Source organism: Flavobacterium sp. (assembly GCF_017744675.1).
Classification (GTDB): Bacteria; Bacteroidota; Bacteroidia; order Flavobacteriales; family Flavobacteriaceae; genus Flavobacterium.
Genome location: NZ_JAGIAV010000005.1, coordinates 345633 through 364079 on the forward strand (window position 1 = coordinate 345633; position 18447 = coordinate 364079).

The 18447-nt window shown below is 33.5% G+C and carries 15 protein-coding genes; 8 read left to right on the top strand and 7 right to left on the bottom strand.

Annotated elements, in window-relative coordinates; translation table 11 throughout:
* Positions 1-40 precede the first annotated feature (40 nt).
* The 3 genes from J7574_RS18585 to J7574_RS18595 all read left to right on the top strand — a co-directional run bounded on the left by J7574_RS18585 (position 41) and on the right by J7574_RS18595 (position 5009).
* The gene (locus tag J7574_RS18585) at positions 41-1723 is read left to right on the top strand and encodes a M23 family metallopeptidase (RefSeq protein WP_290972123.1); all 1683 of its coding nucleotides are present in this window, start codon (positions 41-43) and stop codon (positions 1721-1723) included.
* Between the two features lie 12 nt (positions 1724-1735).
* Positions 1736-4201 (top strand): carboxypeptidase-like regulatory domain-containing protein, encoded by a 2466-nt coding sequence (locus tag J7574_RS18590; protein WP_290972125.1) that lies wholly within the window; start codon positions 1736-1738, stop codon positions 4199-4201.
* Positions 4202-4289: 88 nt separating this feature from the next.
* Positions 4290-5009 carry a hypothetical protein gene (locus J7574_RS18595; protein ID WP_290972127.1) on the top strand — a complete coding sequence of 240 codons (720 nt, stop codon included), beginning with the start codon at positions 4290-4292 and terminating at the stop codon, positions 5007-5009.
* A 158-nt stretch (positions 5010-5167) separates the two neighbouring features.
* On the opposite strand, the gene J7574_RS18600 is transcribed toward J7574_RS18595, so the two are convergent.
* From J7574_RS18600 to J7574_RS18610, 3 genes are all read right to left on the bottom strand, one after another.
* Positions 5168-5869, bottom strand: coding sequence for a hypothetical protein (locus J7574_RS18600; RefSeq protein ID WP_290972129.1), 702 nt, complete (start codon positions 5867-5869; stop codon positions 5168-5170).
* A 128-nt stretch (positions 5870-5997) separates the two neighbouring features.
* On the bottom strand, positions 5998-7827 hold the full coding sequence (locus J7574_RS18605; protein ID WP_290972131.1) for an ABC transporter ATP-binding protein: 1830 nt from the start codon (positions 7825-7827) through the stop codon (positions 5998-6000).
* Positions 7828-8116: 289 nt separating this feature from the next.
* Positions 8117-8722, bottom strand: coding sequence for a nitroreductase family protein (locus tag J7574_RS18610; protein ID WP_290972133.1), 606 nt, complete (start codon positions 8720-8722; stop codon positions 8117-8119).
* A gap of 94 nt (positions 8723-8816) precedes the next feature.
* Between J7574_RS18610 and J7574_RS18615 the strand changes: the two genes are divergently transcribed.
* Positions 8817-9164: a helix-turn-helix domain-containing protein gene (locus tag J7574_RS18615; RefSeq protein ID WP_290972135.1), complete on the top strand. Its 348-nt coding sequence runs from the start codon at positions 8817-8819 to the stop codon at positions 9162-9164.
* Positions 9165-9287: 123 nt separating this feature from the next.
* Here J7574_RS18615 and J7574_RS18620 read toward each other — a convergent pair whose 3' ends face one another.
* From J7574_RS18620 to J7574_RS18630, 3 genes are all read right to left on the bottom strand, one after another.
* The gene (locus J7574_RS18620) at positions 9288-11015 is read right to left on the bottom strand and encodes a phospho-sugar mutase (protein ID WP_290972139.1); all 1728 of its coding nucleotides are present in this window, start codon (positions 11013-11015) and stop codon (positions 9288-9290) included.
* 111 nt (positions 11016-11126) lie between these two features.
* Entirely contained in the window at positions 11127-12083 is a 957-nt protein-coding gene (locus tag J7574_RS18625; RefSeq protein WP_290972142.1) for a glycosyltransferase family 2 protein, read from the bottom strand.
* An 8-nt stretch (positions 12084-12091) separates the two neighbouring features.
* Positions 12092-12622 (bottom strand): DUF4199 domain-containing protein, encoded by a 531-nt coding sequence (locus J7574_RS18630; RefSeq protein WP_290972146.1) that lies wholly within the window; start codon positions 12620-12622, stop codon positions 12092-12094.
* Positions 12623-12872: 250 nt separating this feature from the next.
* Here J7574_RS18630 and J7574_RS18635 point away from each other — a divergent pair, with 250 nt between their 5' ends.
* Positions 12873-13127 (top strand): type B 50S ribosomal protein L31, encoded by a 255-nt coding sequence (locus J7574_RS18635; RefSeq protein ID WP_011921626.1) that lies wholly within the window; start codon positions 12873-12875, stop codon positions 13125-13127.
* A 257-nt stretch (positions 13128-13384) separates the two neighbouring features.
* Complete coding sequence (locus J7574_RS18640; protein WP_290972153.1) at positions 13385-14560, top strand: GlmU family protein; 1176 nt, start codon at positions 13385-13387, stop codon at positions 14558-14560.
* A gap of 154 nt (positions 14561-14714) precedes the next feature.
* Here the strand turns inward: J7574_RS18640 and J7574_RS18645 are convergent, their stop codons facing one another.
* A complete protein-coding gene (locus J7574_RS18645; RefSeq protein WP_290972156.1) occupies positions 14715-15158 on the bottom strand; it encodes a PepSY-like domain-containing protein in 444 nt (147 codons plus the stop codon).
* A gap of 246 nt (positions 15159-15404) precedes the next feature.
* Between J7574_RS18645 and J7574_RS18650 the strand changes: the two genes are divergently transcribed.
* Together J7574_RS18650 and J7574_RS18655 are read left to right on the top strand one after the other, a co-directional pair.
* Positions 15405-17039 carry an ABC-F family ATP-binding cassette domain-containing protein gene (locus J7574_RS18650; RefSeq protein ID WP_290972158.1) on the top strand — a complete coding sequence of 545 codons (1635 nt, stop codon included), beginning with the start codon at positions 15405-15407 and terminating at the stop codon, positions 17037-17039.
* A gap of 242 nt (positions 17040-17281) precedes the next feature.
* On the top strand, positions 17282-18433 hold the full coding sequence (locus J7574_RS18655; protein ID WP_290972161.1) for a porin: 1152 nt from the start codon (positions 17282-17284) through the stop codon (positions 18431-18433).
* Positions 18434-18447: the final 14 nt, after the last annotated feature.

The window sequence follows — 18447 nt, forward strand, 5'->3', positions numbered from 1 at the left end:
TTTACCCTGTTAATTTTTTATCTTAGCAAAAATGTTGCTTATGAGATTTTCTGTCCTTACCCTTTTGATTTGTAATTTTATATTTGCTCAAACGCAATATCCTAAAGACTATTTCCGTCCACCGCTCGATATTCCAATGCAGCTTTCCGGCAATTTTGGAGAACTAAGACCCAACCATTTTCATGCTGGTTTCGATTTGAAAACCAATCAGAGAGAGGGGTTAAGTGTGCATGCTGTTGCTGATGGATATGTTTCTAGAATTAAAATTTCGACTTTCGGAAACGGAAAATGCATTTATATTACACATCCAAATGGCTATACTTCTGTTTACGGACATTTACAGACGCCCATAGGTGCAATTTTGGATTATGTAAAAAAAACACATTATAAAGAAAAAGCTTATGAGATCGAAATGTTTCCAAAACCTGGTGAACTTCCGGTTGCAAAAGGAGACATTATTGGGCTTTCTGGAAACACTGGTTCTTCTGAAGGTCCGCATCTTCATTTTGAAATAAGAGATACCAAAACAGAATTTGTGATCAACCCAATTTTCTTTGGCTTTGACCAAAATTTAAAAGACACCAAAAAACCTACTTTATCTAGTTTGTATGTTTATCCTTTGGGGAACGCAACGGTAAATCAGTCAAAACAGCCTTTGTTGGTTAGTATGGCGCTTCAAAAAGACGGGACTTATTTGGCTTCAAAAATTAAAGCTAACGGAAAAATTGGTTTCGGAATCAATGCTGTAGATACTGATGATGTTTCGCATAACAAAAATGGGGTATTTAATGTTTCGACTTTTTTAAACGGAAATCAGAATTATAATTATCAGTTTAATACCTATTCTTTTGATGAAATGCGTTACATCAATGCTTTTATAGATTATTCTCGATATAAAAAAACAGGACAGCGCGTGCAGAAGCTTTTTATGAAAACACCTTTTGCTTTAAGTATCATCAAAACAGATTCTCTGCGAGGTATTATAAAAACAGAACCTAATTTGGCTTCAAATTATAAAATCGAAGTCTCAGATTATTTTGGAAACATGAATTCGATTACAGTTCCAATTGAGTTTGATTCTATCACGCCAGTTGTAGAAGCAGAACCGGTTAACGGAAAGTATTTTATCAAATATAATAGAGATGCCAATTTTGAGAAAGATAATATGTCGGTTTTCTTTCCAGCTGGAACTTTCTATGATGATTTTAATATGGATTTTGATGTTAGAAACAATAAAGTTTTTATTCATGACGATACCGTTCCTGTGCATTCTAATTTTACTATTACAATCAAAGATGATACTTATCCCGAATCTTTAAGGGACAAACTTTATATTGGTAAAGGAACAAGCTATAACGGAACGATTAGAAAAGGAGATGTTTTTACGGCCAAAGCAAAAATATTAGGAGCATACGGTTTGGTTCTGGATACTGTTGCGCCTGTTATAAAAATTGCAAAGCCTGTTGAAGGAAAATGGATTAGCGATCAAAAGAAAATTGATTTTACGATAAGTGATGCTTTGTCGGGAATTAAATCGTATAACGGATATTTGAACGGAAACTGGGTTTTGTTTGAATACGAAAATAAAGCCAGAAGAATTACACATACTTTCGATGACCAATATTTGGCAGAAGGAGAAAACGTTTTAAAAATTGAGGTAGTTGATAATGTAGGAAATACTACTATCTTTGAAACACGTTTTTTTAGAAGTCAACAAAAATAAAACCCAAAATCTTTGAGTCAAAATAGGTTTACATTCGCTTTTCTTTTTTTATTTATTAGCTGTATTGCATTGGCGCAAAATGCCCGTATTAAAGGGCTGATTTTGGATGCAGAAAAAAATCCAGTTTCGGGTGTGAATGTTTCTTCGCAGGGAACTTTTGCACAGTCTGACTCTAATGGTTTTTACGAAATTGTAATTCCATCCAACAAAAAAGTTTCTTTGATCTTTACTCACGTTTCTTTAAAAATGATGAGTTTGACGGTTAGTTTGAAAACAAATGAAGTTTTTGTTTTTAATCCGATTATGAGTAATTCTGAGGAACAAATGGGCGAAGTCTTTGTTTCTTCTGGAAATAGAAAACGAGTTCAGGGAATTACATCTGTTGATACCGAGACGATAAAGAAAATTCCGGGTGCAAATGCTGGAATCGAAAACATTCTAAAGACACTTCCTGGCGTAAATTCAAATAACGAATTAAGCACACAATATATGGTGCGAGGCGGAAATTATGACGAAAACCTTGTTTATGTAAATGAAGTAGAAGTGTATCGTCCGTTTTTAATTCGTTCAGGACAGCAGGAAGGTTTGAGTTTTACAAATACAGATTTGGTTCAAAACGTTGAATTTTCTGCAGGAGGATTTCAAGCCAAGTTTGGAGATAAATTGTCTTCTGTTTTAGATATCACCTATCGCAAGCCTAAAGAATTTGGAGCTGCTTTTGAAGCCAGTTTTCTAGGCGGAAGCGCTGCAGTCGATCTGGTTTCTAAAAACAAAAAATGGTCTGCCGTTACAGGAGTCCGTTATCGAAACAATAGTCTTTTAGTAAATAGCCAAGACACAGAAACCAATTACAAACCGACTTTTGCCGATATTCAAACGAATATTAATTATGATATTTCTGAAAAATGGCAGATGAGTTTTTTAGGAAATATTTCTGAGAATAAATATTCGTATGAGCCTTTGGTGCGCCAAACCAATTTTGGAACAGCAGATCAGCCGATGGCACTTTCGGTTTATTATGACGGACAAGAAAAAGACCAATATGACACTTATTTCGGAGCTTTAAAAACCACCTACAAGGCTTCGCCTACACTTACTCTAAAATTAATTGGTTCTTTATTTCATACCACAGAAAAAGAGCATTTTGATATTTTAGCTCAATATCGATTAGGAAATGTAAATGCTGAAGATTCCGAAGATGTCTCTTCAGTCGATTTTACTCGCGGAATTGGTTCTCAACTGAATCATGCAAGAAATGATTTGGATGCTTTAATTGCAAACATTGAATTGAAAGGAATTAAAAACTGGAAAGAAAGCCAGTTGGAATTTGGTGTAAAATATACCAGAGAATCTATACGAGATCGAGTAGTGGAGTGGGAGGTAATCGATTCTGCTGGGTTTTCTATCAATCCGCCTTTGGTAATTCTGCCTAAAAACAACCAGCCATATTCGCCTTATACAGGTCTGCTTTTGCCGTACCAAAATATCCGTGCAACCAATTTTAATACCATAAATAGATTTTCTGGTTATGCGCAATGGAACAAACAATCGGAAATTGGTTCAAGCCAAATCTGGTATCATTTAGGAGCGCGTTTTCAAGGATGGAATGTTGCGGGAGCGGCAGAAGAAGGAAAAACGCAATTTGTGGTGAGTCCGCGAGTGCAATTTGCCATAAAACCAGATTGGGATCGCGATATGGTTTTTAGAATTTCTGGAGGATTGTATCATCAGCCGCCGTTTTATCGTGAATTGAGAGATTTAGAAGGAGTTGTAAATCCGAATGTAAAAGCTCAGGAAGCAATTCATGTGGTTTTGGGTAACGATTATAATTTTAAAATGTGGAATCGTCCTTTTAAATGGGTAACGGAGCTGTATTATAAATCGCTTTCAGATGTAAATGTGTATTCGATAGATAATGTCCGAATTCGTTATGTGGCCAATAATAATGCAAAAGCGTACGCTCAAGGTTTAGATTTTAGATTAAATGGCGAATTTGTTCCTGGAACCGAATCTTGGGTAAGTTTTGGCTACATGAAAACTGAAGAAAATTACGAGAACAAAGGCTATATTGCTCGTCCGACAGATCAGCGTTTAAAATTTGCGATGCTGTTTCAGGATTATATGCCGAATATTCCAAGCGTGAAAGTATATTTAAATTTGGTTTATAATACTGGTTTGCCAGGCGGTGCGCCAGCCTATTCAGATCCGTATTTGTATCAAAACAGGCTAAAAGATTATAGAAGAGCCGATATTGGTTTTGCAAAAGTTTTTGTTGATAGCAGTACACAAAACACAAAAACAGGCTGGCTTAAAAACTTTAAAGAACTGTCTCTGGGACTAGAAATTTTCAATCTCTTTAATAATCAAAACGCCATTACAAATACTTGGGTTCGTGATGTGTATTCAAAAAATCAATATGCGATTCCAAATTATATGACTTCAAGGGTTTTTAACGTTAAGTTAAATGCAAGGCTTTAGTCTGCTTTGCGTTTGGTTATAAAATTCAATAAAAACAAAAAATACAATCAAAAATAGTATATTTGATAATCGTATATAATCATTGTAGATGAAAAAGTATTTTAAATATATCGCCCTAATACTTATCGGAACAGTAATCAGTTGCCGAGAAGAAGTTCAAAAACCAAAAGTAAGCTACGGCGCTTCAAATAAAGTAAGCATTACCAAAACAGATACCACTCAAATTGAAATTGCCGATTTGCCAATTCAAATGGAAGGAACCAATTATTTGATTCATCCAGTTGGAGATTTAAGGGTTTTGGAAAGAGGATCTAAAGCAAGATTTGGTACTTCGAGCGTAAATGACGTGAGTTTTACAATTTCTAATTTAGGTGAATATGAAATTACAGGGTATCTGCAGAATTTAAAATTCCAAAAAGTAGATTCAGATTCTATCCGACCTTTATCTGATAAACCAATTTTGATTTTAACAGCTACCTATTTGAAAACGGTTGCCGATAAAACGCATAATAATGTGATGGTTTACACGCTAACAGATTCAGATACTAATAAAGACGGAAAAATTGATACCAGTGATATCAAAACATTATACTTAAGCGATATTAGCGGAGAAAACTTCACCAAAGTTTCGGCTGATTTGCAAGAATTGGTAGATTGGAGTTTAATTGAATCTAAAAACCGTCTGTATTTTAGAACAATCGAAGACACCAACCAAAATGGCCAGTTTGATAAAAACGATGTACTGCATTACAATTATATAGATTTGGCTTCTAAAAAATGGGAAGTGAAGTCTTATAAGCCTATTTAAAGGTTCTGAGATTCTAAGATACTAAGTTGCTAAGATTCTAAGATCTTGATGTGATTAAAAAAAATAAAAAAACCGCGTAGAATTTTATTTCTACGCGGTTTTTGTTTAAGTCACAATAAGAAAAACTCAGCACCTTAGAATCTTAGCATCTTAGAACCTTAGATAAGAATATCACTTTCCAGATCTGATTTTTCGATTTCAAAACCAAAGCCTAGACGCTCTACTAATTCTATGACTAGTTTTTTGTACCAGTTTTCAGATTTTGGATGAATGTATATTTTTTCAATCAGCTGATTGATGTCTACATTGATTTTTAATCCGTCATTTAATTTGATGTCGCTTTTTGAAGTGTCGCTCAGTATACGGACTTCTCTTTCGTATTGAAAACTTTTTCTTTTAAACAAAAAAGGGAAGAATAAATCTTCAAACGGAATGTATTCTTTTTTGTAGTCAATGTAGTTTACTTCGCCAATATACTGATCAAAATTGTTTTCAGGTTTTACCGCTTTTTGCAACCTTCCAATGGTAGACTGAATAGCCAAACCTTCATTGTTTTTGGTAAAAATCTGCCACATGGCAAAAGATTCATATTCATTAATATGCCAGCTGCTAATCGCTACTTTCTCGCGATGTGTTTTGTAGTAATTTAAAAATTCGGGATTGTCTACCGCTAGTTTTTTAATTTCCTCGTAAGTGGGTTCGCTAAAAGTGCCTTCGTATTGGTCTTCAAATTTATCCGACCGTGACATGAATAGTTTTTTCGAAAGCAGTAAATCAAGAAATTTAGATAAGTCCAGATATTTCCAAACAATAGTATCGGGATCGTCAGGAAGTTTTATGTTGGGGTTTTTAAGATACATTTTTGTGAGATTAAATGATTTATTCTTTAACCAACCTAAAGTTATAAAAATAAACACAGATTAAAGAAATTAAACAAAGTTTTAATATTTCCTTAATCTGTGTTAGATTATTTGATGATGTGAAAGTCTTAGGATTCGAAAGACTGCATGGTTACCAATTTATTGTAAGTTCCGTTTTTTGCAATTAATTCATCATGCGTTCCTTGCTCCACAATTTTTCCTTTTTGCATAACTACAATCACATCTGCTTTTTGAATTGTTGAAAGACGGTGTGCAATTACAATTGAAGTTCGGTTTTGCATCATGTTTTCAAGCGCTACCTGAACAAATTTTTCGCTTTCAGTATCCAATGCCGATGTTGCTTCGTCTAAAATCATAATCGGCGGGTTTTTCAATACCGCACGAGCAATAGATAAACGTTGTTTCTGTCCGCCAGAAAGCTTGTTTCCGCTATCTCCGATATTAGTATAAATGCCTTTTGGAAGGTCTTTTACAAATTCGTAAGCATTGGCGATTTTTAAAGCTTCGATAATTTCATCATCTGTCGCGTCAAATTTGCCTAATGCAATATTCGCTTTAATAGTGTCGTTAAACAAAATGCTGTCTTGTGTTACCAATCCCATTAAACTGCGAAGTGACTGAAGATTCATGTCTTTAATATTAACTCCGTCAATAGAAATAGAACCATCATTGACATCGTAAAAACGAGTTAGTAAATTCGCAATGGTACTTTTTCCGCTTCCAGACTGTCCTACCAAAGCAACAGTTTGTCCTTTTTTAATTTCTAGAGAAAAGTCTTTTAAGACTGTTTCTTCTTCATATTTAAAGTTTATGTTTTGAACGCTAATAGCGTCATCAAAAGTTGTTTTTTCGACAGCATCGACCTTACTTGTAATCGGATTTTCTTGATCTAAAATTTCAAGAACACGTTCAGCGGCTGCATTTCCTCTTTTTACTCCGTATGAAGCTTTAGAAATTGCTTTTGCAGGAGTCAGGATATTATAAGCCAATCCCATATAAGCAATAAATGAAGCGCCTTCTAAAGTTTTGTCAATTAAAACCATTTGTCCACCGTACCAAAGCAAAACTGCAATTACAGTAATTCCCATAAATTCGCTGGCAGGAGAAGCTAAGTTCTGACGGTTGCCTATCGTGTTCGATAAACCAAAGAAACGATCTGTAGAATTTTGGAAAAGTTTATTAAAGTAATTTTCAGCATTATATCCTTTTACGACTTTCAATCCTCCAATTGTTTCTTCAATAGTAGATAGAAAAGTACCTTGCTCTTCCTGTGCTTTGCTTGATTGTTTTTTTAGTTGTTTTCCAATTAGTGAAATGATGTATCCTGAAATAGGAATGAAAATAAATACAAATAAAGTCAGTTTAGCGCTGATTACCAGCATAGCAATTATGGTGAAAAGAATGGTTAAAGGTTCTTTTACAATAAGCTCTAAAATTGCTAAAAAAGAAGTTTGCACCTCATTAACGTCGGCTGAAATTCTCGAAATTACATCTCCTTTTCTTTTTTCAGAATAAAATGCTAAAGGCAGTTCTAGTGTTTTTTTATACATTGCATTTCGCATGTCTCTTAAAACGCCATTTCGTAAAAAAGTGATAAAAAACATTGCCAAATAATCGGCTAAGTTTTTTAATAAAAAGATCGAAATAATGATTGCAACCATTATAGAAAGCACATAACCTGGATTATGGCTATCGGTATTTGTGGTTATATAATAGCTTAGATAGTTTTCTAAGTATTCTTTTATATGGCCAATTCCTTCGTAAGTAGGTTCAATGTTATTTTTTTTCGTCTTGTCAAAAAGAACCTGAATCATAGGGATTAATGCCATGAACGAAAGTGTGCTGAAAAGAGCATACAAAATATTGAAAAAGATATTTAAGAATGCGTATTTTTTATACGGGTATATAAAAGGAACTATTTTTTTAAAATTACTCATTTATTTGTTTTGATATTGTTTTCTTTTAGTGTGATAGCTCTTTTTGGGAATTCTTGAGCATAATTTTACTGCACAAAATTAATCCAATTGGGGTGTTTTCAATTTCTTTTTGCTTTTTTTTATAAAAAAAGTTTTCTTTAAAAAGTAAAAATAAGAAAAAGACATTATTAAGCTAATATTAGCTTTGTAAACAGGCTTAAAGATCAGGCAACATTTTGAAACAAAAAAAATCGGATAACTTTCGTATATCCGATTTTTGAAATTATTGTTTTATGGAAAAATTGAAGTTTTAAATAGATTCTACAACTTCTTTCAATTCAAATCTAGATTTTGGTAAAATCGTAGGATGTGCCCAATCATTTGCAACATCGGCATAACCCACTGTTACAGCAAATAAAGGCGAATATCCGTCTTGGTTCAAAATTTGTTTATAAGCCAAGCGTTCGATTCCTTCCATTGGTGTAGCGTCTAATCCCATATTCATACAAGCGCTTAAAAAGAAACCCAGCGAAAGATAAACCTGATTTTCTAACCATGATTTTACGGCTTCATTTCCGTTCGATTTTATTAATGGTTCGTAAAAACCTTTTACCCACGCTTCTGGAAGCACAGGAAGATTTCGATTTTCAAAATGTTCTATATTATCCATTACACTAAATACAACTAAAAGCTTGACATCATTAATTGATTGTTCGTTTACATAAGATTTTGAAGCTAATTCTTTTTTTAAAGTCTGATCTGTAATAAATGTAAATTTCCACGGCTGGCTGTTAATAGAAGATGGACTTAAACGAAGAATTTCTTTTAATTCTTGAATTTGTTCATTTGAAACTTGTTTAGTATTGTCGTACTTTTTTGTTGAATATCTAACTTTTGCAAGATCTAAAAAACTCATATTTATAAATTTAAATTAAACTATACTTTTTATTGTTGCAAAACTAAGTATAGTGAATTACCTTTGCAATAACGGTTAAAAATGATAGTAACAGATGTATAGTATAGACGATAAAGAATATCCTTGCAGTACCAGCCTGACTATGAAATATATTGGCGGAAAATGGAAGGCAGTTATTTTAATTCATTTAATTGAAAAAAAGCGATATAGCGAATTAAGAAAAGAATGCAAGGTTATTACAGAGCGCACATTGAGCCTGCAATTGAAGGAAATGGAAGAAGATGGTTTGGTTACTCGAACAGTTTATACCAGCAAACCACCATTAAGAGTGGAATATGAATTAACGGAATTTGGTAAAACGCTTATACCTTTACTGAAATCTATTGCTGAATGGGGAATGGAAACGGCAAAAAATAATAAACGAATACAAGTTGTTGAATAATGAAAAATAGTTTTAGGCTGTTTTTAGAATTTTTTCCAATTAAAAAACCGGATTTATATCTTTTATAGATTAAATCCGGTTTTTATATTTTCAATTGTTAAGAACAATTATGTTGAAGACAATTTAGTTCAACTTCATGTCTGCAATGATATTTTTTATCTTATTGTCTAAGAATTTCTCTGCTTCATCAAAATCAGAAACCGATTCGATTTCAGCATTTACACTGATGTAGAATTTAATTTTAGGTTCGGTTCCGCTTGGTCTAGCGCAAATTTTAGATCCGTCTTCTGTGTAATAAATCAATACATTCGATTTTGGAATATCCATTGTTGATTCTGAGCCATCAAGTAAATTTAAAGCAATAGACGATTGGTAATCCTCAACCATAATAACTCTTTGTCCGTTGATTTCTTTTAAAGGATTTTTACGTAAATCAATCATCATTTGGTTGATTTCCTGTAAGCCTTCCATTCCTTTTTTAGTTAATGAAACCAAGAATTCTTTATAAAAACCATTTTCAACATAAAGCTGTAAAAGTTCTTTGTAAACAGAGCTTCCCGCAGCTTTAGCTTGAGCGGCAACTTCGCAAATTAATAAAGTCGCAGCAACGGCATCTTTGTCTCTCACGGCATCTCCAACCATAAAACCAAAACTTTCTTCACCACCACCGATAAATTCCAGTTCAGGAAAGTCTTTGATCATTTTGGCAATCCATTTAAAACCGGTTAATCCAACTTTACACTCAACACCATAGCTCGTAGCCAATTCCATCATCATTGGAGTAGAAACGATTGTGGAACCAACGAATTGCTTTCCGTTTAGTTTGCCTGCTTTTTTCCATTGTTTCAACAAGAAAGAAGTCATTAAAACCATCGTTTGGTTTCCGTTCAATAAAATCATTTTGCCATCGTTGTTACGAACAGCAACTCCTAAACGGTCGCAATCAGGATCTGTACCTACTACAATGTCAGAGTTTGTTTTGTCTGCTAAAGCCAAAGCCATTGTTAATGCTTCTGGCTCTTCTGGGTTTGGAGATTTTACTGTTGGGAAATCTCCGTCTGGAATTGCTTGTTCAGGAACGATATGAACATTTTTATATCCAGCTTGCGATAAAACGTCTGGAATAGATTTTATAGAAGTTCCGTGCAATGAAGTAAAAACAATATGAAGATTGTCTTTTGCTTCAGCTGGAGTATTAAAACTTGCGTTTTCGATTGATGAATTTATAAAAGCTTTGTCAATTTCTGTATCAATATATTGAATTAGGCTTTCGTTAGCATTAAACTTAATTTTATCATACGTTAAGTTTTCAATTACATTAACAATTTCCTTGTCTTGCGGAGGAACAATTTGTCCGCCATCTTGCCAGTATACTTTGTATCCGTTATATTCTGGTGGGTTGTGAGAAGCTGTTAAAACAATTCCGCATTGGCATTTCAAATATTTAAGTGCAAAAGACAATTCTGGAGTTGGTCTTAAATCAGAAAACAAATAAACCTGAATTCCGTTTGCAGAGAAAACATCTGCTACCACTTTTGCCAATGTGTTGCTGTTATGACGGCAGTCGTAAGCAATTGCTACTTTTAAAGGTTCGTTTGGAAAAACTTGGTGCAGGTAATCAGATAATCCCTGAGTGTTTTTTCCAAGCGTATATTTGTTGATTCTGTTGTTTCCAATACCCATAACGCCACGCATTCCTCCAGTTCCGAATTCCAAGTTTTTGTAAAAACTCTCTTCAAGCTCTTTCGGAGAAGTTGTCATTAATTCCTTAACGGCAGCTTGCGTTTCCTGATCAAATGTAGGTGTTAACCATTCGTTTACAGCGTCTAATATATTTGGTGCTATATTCATTAGATTTTATTTTATGTTTGTTTAAAAATAGTTTTTTATCAAGGGCTAAAGGTGCTGTATGCAATAATTTTGTGCCTTAATTAAAAAGATTTTAAAGACGATTAATGTGTTTTAGAAATTAACCTCGCGCGCTACTTTGTAACGTGCTTCATTGTTTTTGGTTCTTAGAATAATTTCGCCTAAGAAACCTGCTAAAAATAATTGAGTGCCTAGGATCATAGTCGTCAAAGCAATGTAAAACCACGGATTGTTGGTAACCAGACTGTATTTCATTCCAGTATACATATGGTATAGTTTAGAAACTCCAATATATCCTGCAGATAAAAATCCGATGATAAACATTAAAGAACCCATAGCGCCAAATAGGTGCATCGGTCTTTTTCCGAATCTTGATAAGAACCAAATCGTAATTAAATCCAGAAAACCATTTATAAAACGTTCCATTCCGAATTTAGTCTCGCCATATTTTCTAGCTTGGTGAATTACCACTTTTTCGCCAATTTTTCCGAATCCAGCATTTTTAGCCAAAACTGGAATGTAGCGGTGCATTTCGCCAGAAACTTCGATGTTTTTTACCACAACATTTTTATAAGCTTTCAGTCCGCAGTTAAAATCGTTTAACTCAACGCCAGAAGTTTTTCTAGCCGCCCAGTTAAATAATTTTGAAGGAAGATTTTTTGCCACAACAGAGTCGTAACGTTTCTTTTTCCATCCAGAAACCAAATCGTATTTCTGAGCTGTAATCATTTCGTACAATTCAGGAATTTCGTCTGGACTATCTTGCAAATCGGCATCCATAGTAATGATGACATCACCTTTTGCTTTTACAAAACCAGCATGTAAAGCTTGAGATTTTCCGAAGTTTTTCATGAAACGAATCCCTTTTACATTTGGGTTTTCGTTCGAAAAGCCTTCAATAATCTGCCAAGAATTATCTGTACTACCATCATCTACAAAAATGATTTCATAAGAGTAATTGTTAGACTGCATCACTTTAATGATCCATGTGTAGAGTTCTTGAAGTGATTCCTCCTCGTTTAGAAGCGGTATAAGTATAGATAAATTCATTTATATTTTTATTCTTGTGTAGATTTGCTTTTAAAAAATGCTGCGAAAATTAATCCAAAAATTGCGCTGATCACCATAGCAAAAATCGATCCTTTTAATAATTCGAAAGTCGAATAAGGATTGTTTTCTTTCATTTTTGCAACAGCTTCATTAATTGCCGATGCTGGTGTGCCAAATTTCTGCATCATGCCAACAGTGTATTTAATCATAATTTCGCTCAAAGTGTCTTTCGCTCCTGGATCAACTACATTAAACAATACAATGTTGAAAGTTGTAGATATTAAAATACCAATTACTGCAGCTATAAAATAAGTAGTAAAAGCATCCTTGAAAGAAAAAATGCCGTTTAACTCTTTCTTGGTTTTAGAAAGTAAAATAATACTGATGGTAAGGCTAATCACGATTCCTAGTATTCCCATCCACCAAGCTGTAAATAGGTTTAAATCAATAGCATAGATTGTTGCGGTAACCAAAGCTGATGCAACTCCAATCATTACACCATACGTAACACCATTCTTTTTTATAACTTCATTAATCATATTTGATATGTTTAAAAATTAATCCACAAATATAGTAATTCCCACTATAATCGAATATAAAAAAAGCTTTTCGAAATAAACTAAAAAAAAGTAGGCTAACTGTTTGTTTATTAAAAAAGAATTGTAAATTTGCACACTCAAAAATAATTAAATTTTTAAACAAAAAAAAGAGTAGTGTTGTTTATACCTTTTTCTAACCATGAAAAAGCTTCAAAATGAAAATGCTCTAAAACAATAAATAAAAGAAAAGATGAAAAAAGGAATTCACCCAGAAAATTACAGATTAGTTGCATTTAAAGACATGTCTAATGATGACGTTTTTATCACTAAATCTACTGCAGATACAAAAGAAACAATTGAAGTTGACGGAGTTGAGTATCCAGTTGTAAAAATGGAGATTTCTAGAACATCTCACCCTTTTTATACTGGTAAATCTAAACTTATCGATACTGCAGGACGTATTGATAAATTCAAAACTAAATACGCTAAACACGCTAAAAAATAATAGCTGTTTTAAATTATACAAAAGCCTTCCATATTCTGGAAGGCTTTTTTTATGGTTTTTATTAGCCATAAATTCACGAATTATTCTTTTGTAAAGCTTATGTTTAAAGTATTTGTGAAATCAGCAGTCTGATGTAATTTGTATCAATTCGTGAGTTCGTGGCGATTTACATATAAACTTGCTTAATGTAAAACATAAATATTTGTAACTTTGATGCCAGGTAACCAAATCAAATTTTAACAAACACTCAATTATTTATGAACTACATTCTTTTCGACGGTCCCGTTCGGAATGCTTTATTACCCTTTACTTTTACTAGACCTGTAGCTGATATCTTAGTCGGAATCATGACCATTCGCCAAAAATGGGAAAAATATCTTGGTTCGACTATCACTACCATTACTGAGGAATATTTATCGGAGAAATTCCCAATGGTCGAAATGGAAGAAAACGTAATGATCAATGCAGCGTATTTGCCAAATGATACTCTTGCAGAGATGGTTTCTAATCTAACAGAAAATCAAGCAATCTTTAAAGGTGAAGATGTAATTGCATTTTTTACAAGCGAAAATCAAGAAGAAGTCGATTTTGATTCTTACGAAATTATTCAATACAACGAAGATTGTATCACTATTGAACATACTTGGGATATTTTCTCGAAAAACGATGCGGCAATTCGTCAGGATTTTAAATTTCTTACCGAAGATCGCACATCGCAGCCAATTCCTAAAAGTGTAAATGTAATTGCTCCAGAGAATATTTTTATCGAAGAAGGAGCCAAATTAGAGTTTGTAACTCTAAATGCGTCAACAGGTCCTATATATATAGGTAAGAATACCGAAATTATGGAAGGAACTGCAATTCGCGGGCCGTTTGCTTTATGCGAAAATGCAATGGTAAAAATGTCGGCTAAAGTTTATGGCGCAACGACTGTTGGGCCTGGATCTAGAATAGGTGGAGAGGTGAAAAACTCTGTTCTTTTTGCCAATTCAAATAAAGGTCACGAAGGGTTCTTAGGAGATTCTGTTTTGGGAGAATGGTGCAATATCGGTGCAGATTCGAACAACTCAAACCTAAAAAACAATTACGAAGAAGTGAAATTATGGAGCTACGAAACAGAAGGTTTTGCTAAAACTGGACTTCAGTTTTGCGGTTTAATGATGGGGGATCACAGTAAATGCGGAATCAATACGATGTTTAACACAGGAACAGTCGTTGGTGTAAGCGCTAATATTTTCGGATCTGGCTTTCCTCGTAATTTTGTTCCAAGTTTTTCTTGGGGCGGCGCGGCAGGATTCACAACTTATGTAACTAAAAAGGCTTTTGAAACTGCAAAATTAGTTATGGGACGCAGAAATATCGAATTTGATGAAGTTGAAGCTTCAATCTTAGAACATATTTTTGAAGAAACTAAAAAATGGAGAAAGGATTAATTTTTAATGAGATAATTAGAAAATTAGTCAATTAGATAATTTTTGCAAACCCGACAGGTTTTAAAAACCTGTCGGGTTTTGTTTTAAAGCTTTTGAGAATTTTCTAATTGTCACATTTACTAATTGACTAATTATCAAATTGGCACATTTTTTTTCATTTGTCGATTTTAACGAAATCTTCTTTCAAGTTAAATTTCAATTTTAAGCCGTTAGTAAGTTTTGTTTCGTAACCAGAGCTTTCAATTTCTATTTTAGTTACTTTTTCTTTTGGGAAATTGGATTTAATGTACGAAGCTATTTTTTTAGGGACGATAGATTTTGGAATGTTTTTGCTTTTTCCATCAACTTCTTTCCAGTTCCCTTTCTTGTCAAATTCAATTTCAATCTCGTTGTCAAATTTCACTTTGTATTCTGTTGAAAGAATCTCTTTGTCTTCTAATATGTAGCTCGGTTTTTTCGATCCGAAATGCGTCTTTAAAAAAGTTTGTGCATTTGCAGGCAGAGCCTCTTTTTTTATTATCGTTTTTTGTGCATTTGCAGAAAATCCAAATATTAACCCTGCAATTAAGTAAATAGTCAGTTTTAATTTCGTTCTCATATTTTGCTGATTTTTAAAATTATACTACAAGGTAAGATTAAAATTTTGAAATATTAAAAAACCATTTGAGTTTCGTTCATTGCTACTAAGATGTCTATTTTTATTAGAAAAAATATCTAATCGACACATTTTCAAAATTATCTAATTTTCAAATTGCCTAATTATCTAATTAATCTATCTTTGCAGCACGAAAAAAATGGGTAGTCAGATAAACGATTAACCGATTAAACAAATTAACAAATACAAATGATTACAGTTAACGATATTTCGGTTCAGTTTGGCGGAACTACACTTTTTAGCGATGTTTCTTTTGCTATAAATGAAAATGATAAAATTGCCCTTATGGGTAAAAATGGTGCGGGAAAATCGACACTTTTAAAGATAATTGCAGGTGTAAATAAACCTTCTACAGGAAGTATTTCTGCTCCAAAAGAAGCTGTAATCGCTTACCTGCCTCAGCATTTGCTTACTGAAGATGGTGCAACGGTGATGGAAGAAGCATCAAAAGCGTTCAGCGAGATTTTTACAATGAAAGCTGAAATTGACGAAATCAATGAGCAGTTGACAGTTCGTACCGATTACGAAAGTGACGAATACATGAAATTGATCGAAAGAGTTTCTGACTTAAGCGAGAAATTTTATGCAATCGAAGAAGTAAATTACGAAGCAGAAGTTGAGAAAATTCTAGTTGGTTTAGGTTTTGAAAGAGAAGATTTCGCACGCCAGACTTCAGAATTTTCTGGAGGATGGAGAATGCGTATTGAGTTAGCGAAGATTTTATTGAGAAAACCAGATTTGATTTTGCTGGATGAGCCAACAAACCACATGGATATTGAAAGTATTCAATGGTTAGAAGATTTCTTATTGACTCAAGCAAAAGCAGTTGTGGTTATTTCTCACGATAGAGCGTTTGTAGATAATATTACAAACCGTACGATCGAGGTGACAATGGGAAGAATTTACGACTACAAAGCAAAATATTCTCATTACCTAGAATTGAGAAAAGACCGCCGTATCCATCAGCAGAAAGCGTATGATGAACAACAGAAAATGATTGCTGAAAATCGTGCTTTTATTGAGCGTTTTAGAGGAACATTTTCTAAAACAGACGCTGTTCAATCTCGTGTAAAAATGCTTGAGAAACTTGAAATAGTAGAGGTTGATGAAGTTGATACATCTGCTTTGCGTTTAAAATTCCCGCCAGCGGCACGTTCTGGACAATATCCAGTTATTGTAAAAGAAATGTCTAAAGCTTACGGAGATCATGTAGTATTTAAAGATGCAAACATTGTAATCGAGCGCGGACAAAAAGTGGCTTTTGTTGGAAAAAATGGTGAAGGAAAATCGACCATGATTAAAGCAATCATGAAAGAAATCGGTGTTGATTCTGGAAGTGTTGAAATCGGTCATAATGCACAAATCGGGTATTTTGCTCAAAATCAAGCGGCTTTATTAGATGAAAATGCCACGATTTTCGAAACAATTGATAGTATTGCAGTTGGGGACATTAGAACTCAAATTAAAAATATCTTAGGAGCTTTCATGTTTCAGGGAGATGATATTACTAAAAAAGTAAAAGTGCTTTCTGGAGGAGAAAAAACACGTTTGGCAATGATTAAATTATTGTTGGAACCAGTTAATTTGTTAATTCTGGATGAGCCTTCGAATCACTTAGATATGAAAACCAAAGATATTATTAAAGATGCTTTAAGAGATTTCGACGGAACTTTGATCTTGGTTTCTCACGATCGTGATTTCCTTGACGGATTGGCAACTAAAGTGTTCGAATTTGGAAACAAACGTGTAAAAGAACATTTTGAAGACGTTGCAGGTTTCTTAGCGCATAAAAAGATGGACTCAATGAGAGAAATCGAAAAATAATATTTTTAATATAAATTTTAAAAGGGCATAAGTTTTTATTCTTATGCCCTTTTTTGTATTAGTAACTATATTTTAATGCAATTTTTTTTACATAAAAGATCTTTTTTTGTTATTTTAGTATTCCCATTTCTTGTTAACTATAAGAAGTTAACTTTTTTGATCCTAAGATAAAGCCGATTTTTAAGTCGCCTATAAGCATTACTGTTCCATTTTATTTTAAGCCTATGAGTAAAAGTCTACTAATGCCAATTTTTTTTCTTTTTTTTATAACGCCAACTTTTTTGCATGCCCAAGGAGATTTGAATCAGGGAGATGATAAAAAAGAAACCGATAAAAAAGCAACTGAAGAAGTAAAATACCCTCAATTTCAATTAAAAGGGCTTCTTCAGGCAAGATATCTGGAAAGTTTTGGAGATAATGTAGATGTTTTAGGAGTTCATCATTCAGCGGGAGATGCCGTTCAAAGTTCTTTCGATATAAAAAGAATGCGTGTGGGGCTAAATACCAAATTAAGCGAAACTACAGAAATTGTTATTCTGGTGAATTTAGCAGATTTTAAATCAGATCCGAAAGGAAAAGTTCTTGAGAATGCTTACGGAAAATATACTTTTAATAAATATATAGCCTTAACAGGAGGACAATTTCGGCCAGCTTTTGGTATCGAGGAGCTTGTGCCAGTAGATATTATTAAATCTTTTGATTTTTCGAATCAGTATTATGAATTTGGAAAAAATGGATGGACAAGTTTCCAGATAGGAGCATCGGCAACGGGAGCTTTCGATATCGAGAAAATTCCAGTTAATTATGCAGTTTCGGTTATAAACGGAAATGGTAAAAATCAGGAAATGGATAAAGACAACGGAAAACAATTTTCTTCAAGATGGGTTTTCGGTTTGTCTAAAGAGCATAAAATTAATCTAGGTTTAAATGGTGGTTTCGGAAAAGTGTTTAAAGAAGATGTTTTTGCAATTGGAGCAGATATTACCAGCGATTTTCAACTAACCGATAAACTAAGTTTTGATTTGCAGATAGAATACAAGCAAGGAACAAATCATAATTTGTATTATTCTTTGCCAGTCACTAATCGAACAGATAATGTGGCCGATTATCAAATGCGAGGCATATATTTTCTGCCAAATTTTAGATATGAAATCAATTATAACAAACTCACAGCATTAGAAATTTCTTGTCGTTATGAGACTTTCGATCCAAGTTACAAGATTGATTCAAACGTTCGCACCACGTACACGCCAATGGTTGGTTTAGAATTCGGGAAATCATATACAGGACGAATTGAGATGGGATTTGAAATCGACCGATTTGATAAAAGTATTCCAGATACATCAACCTACAATGATAATCTGTTTTTAATTCAGTTACAGCTTAGAATTTAATTCACTTAATTTTT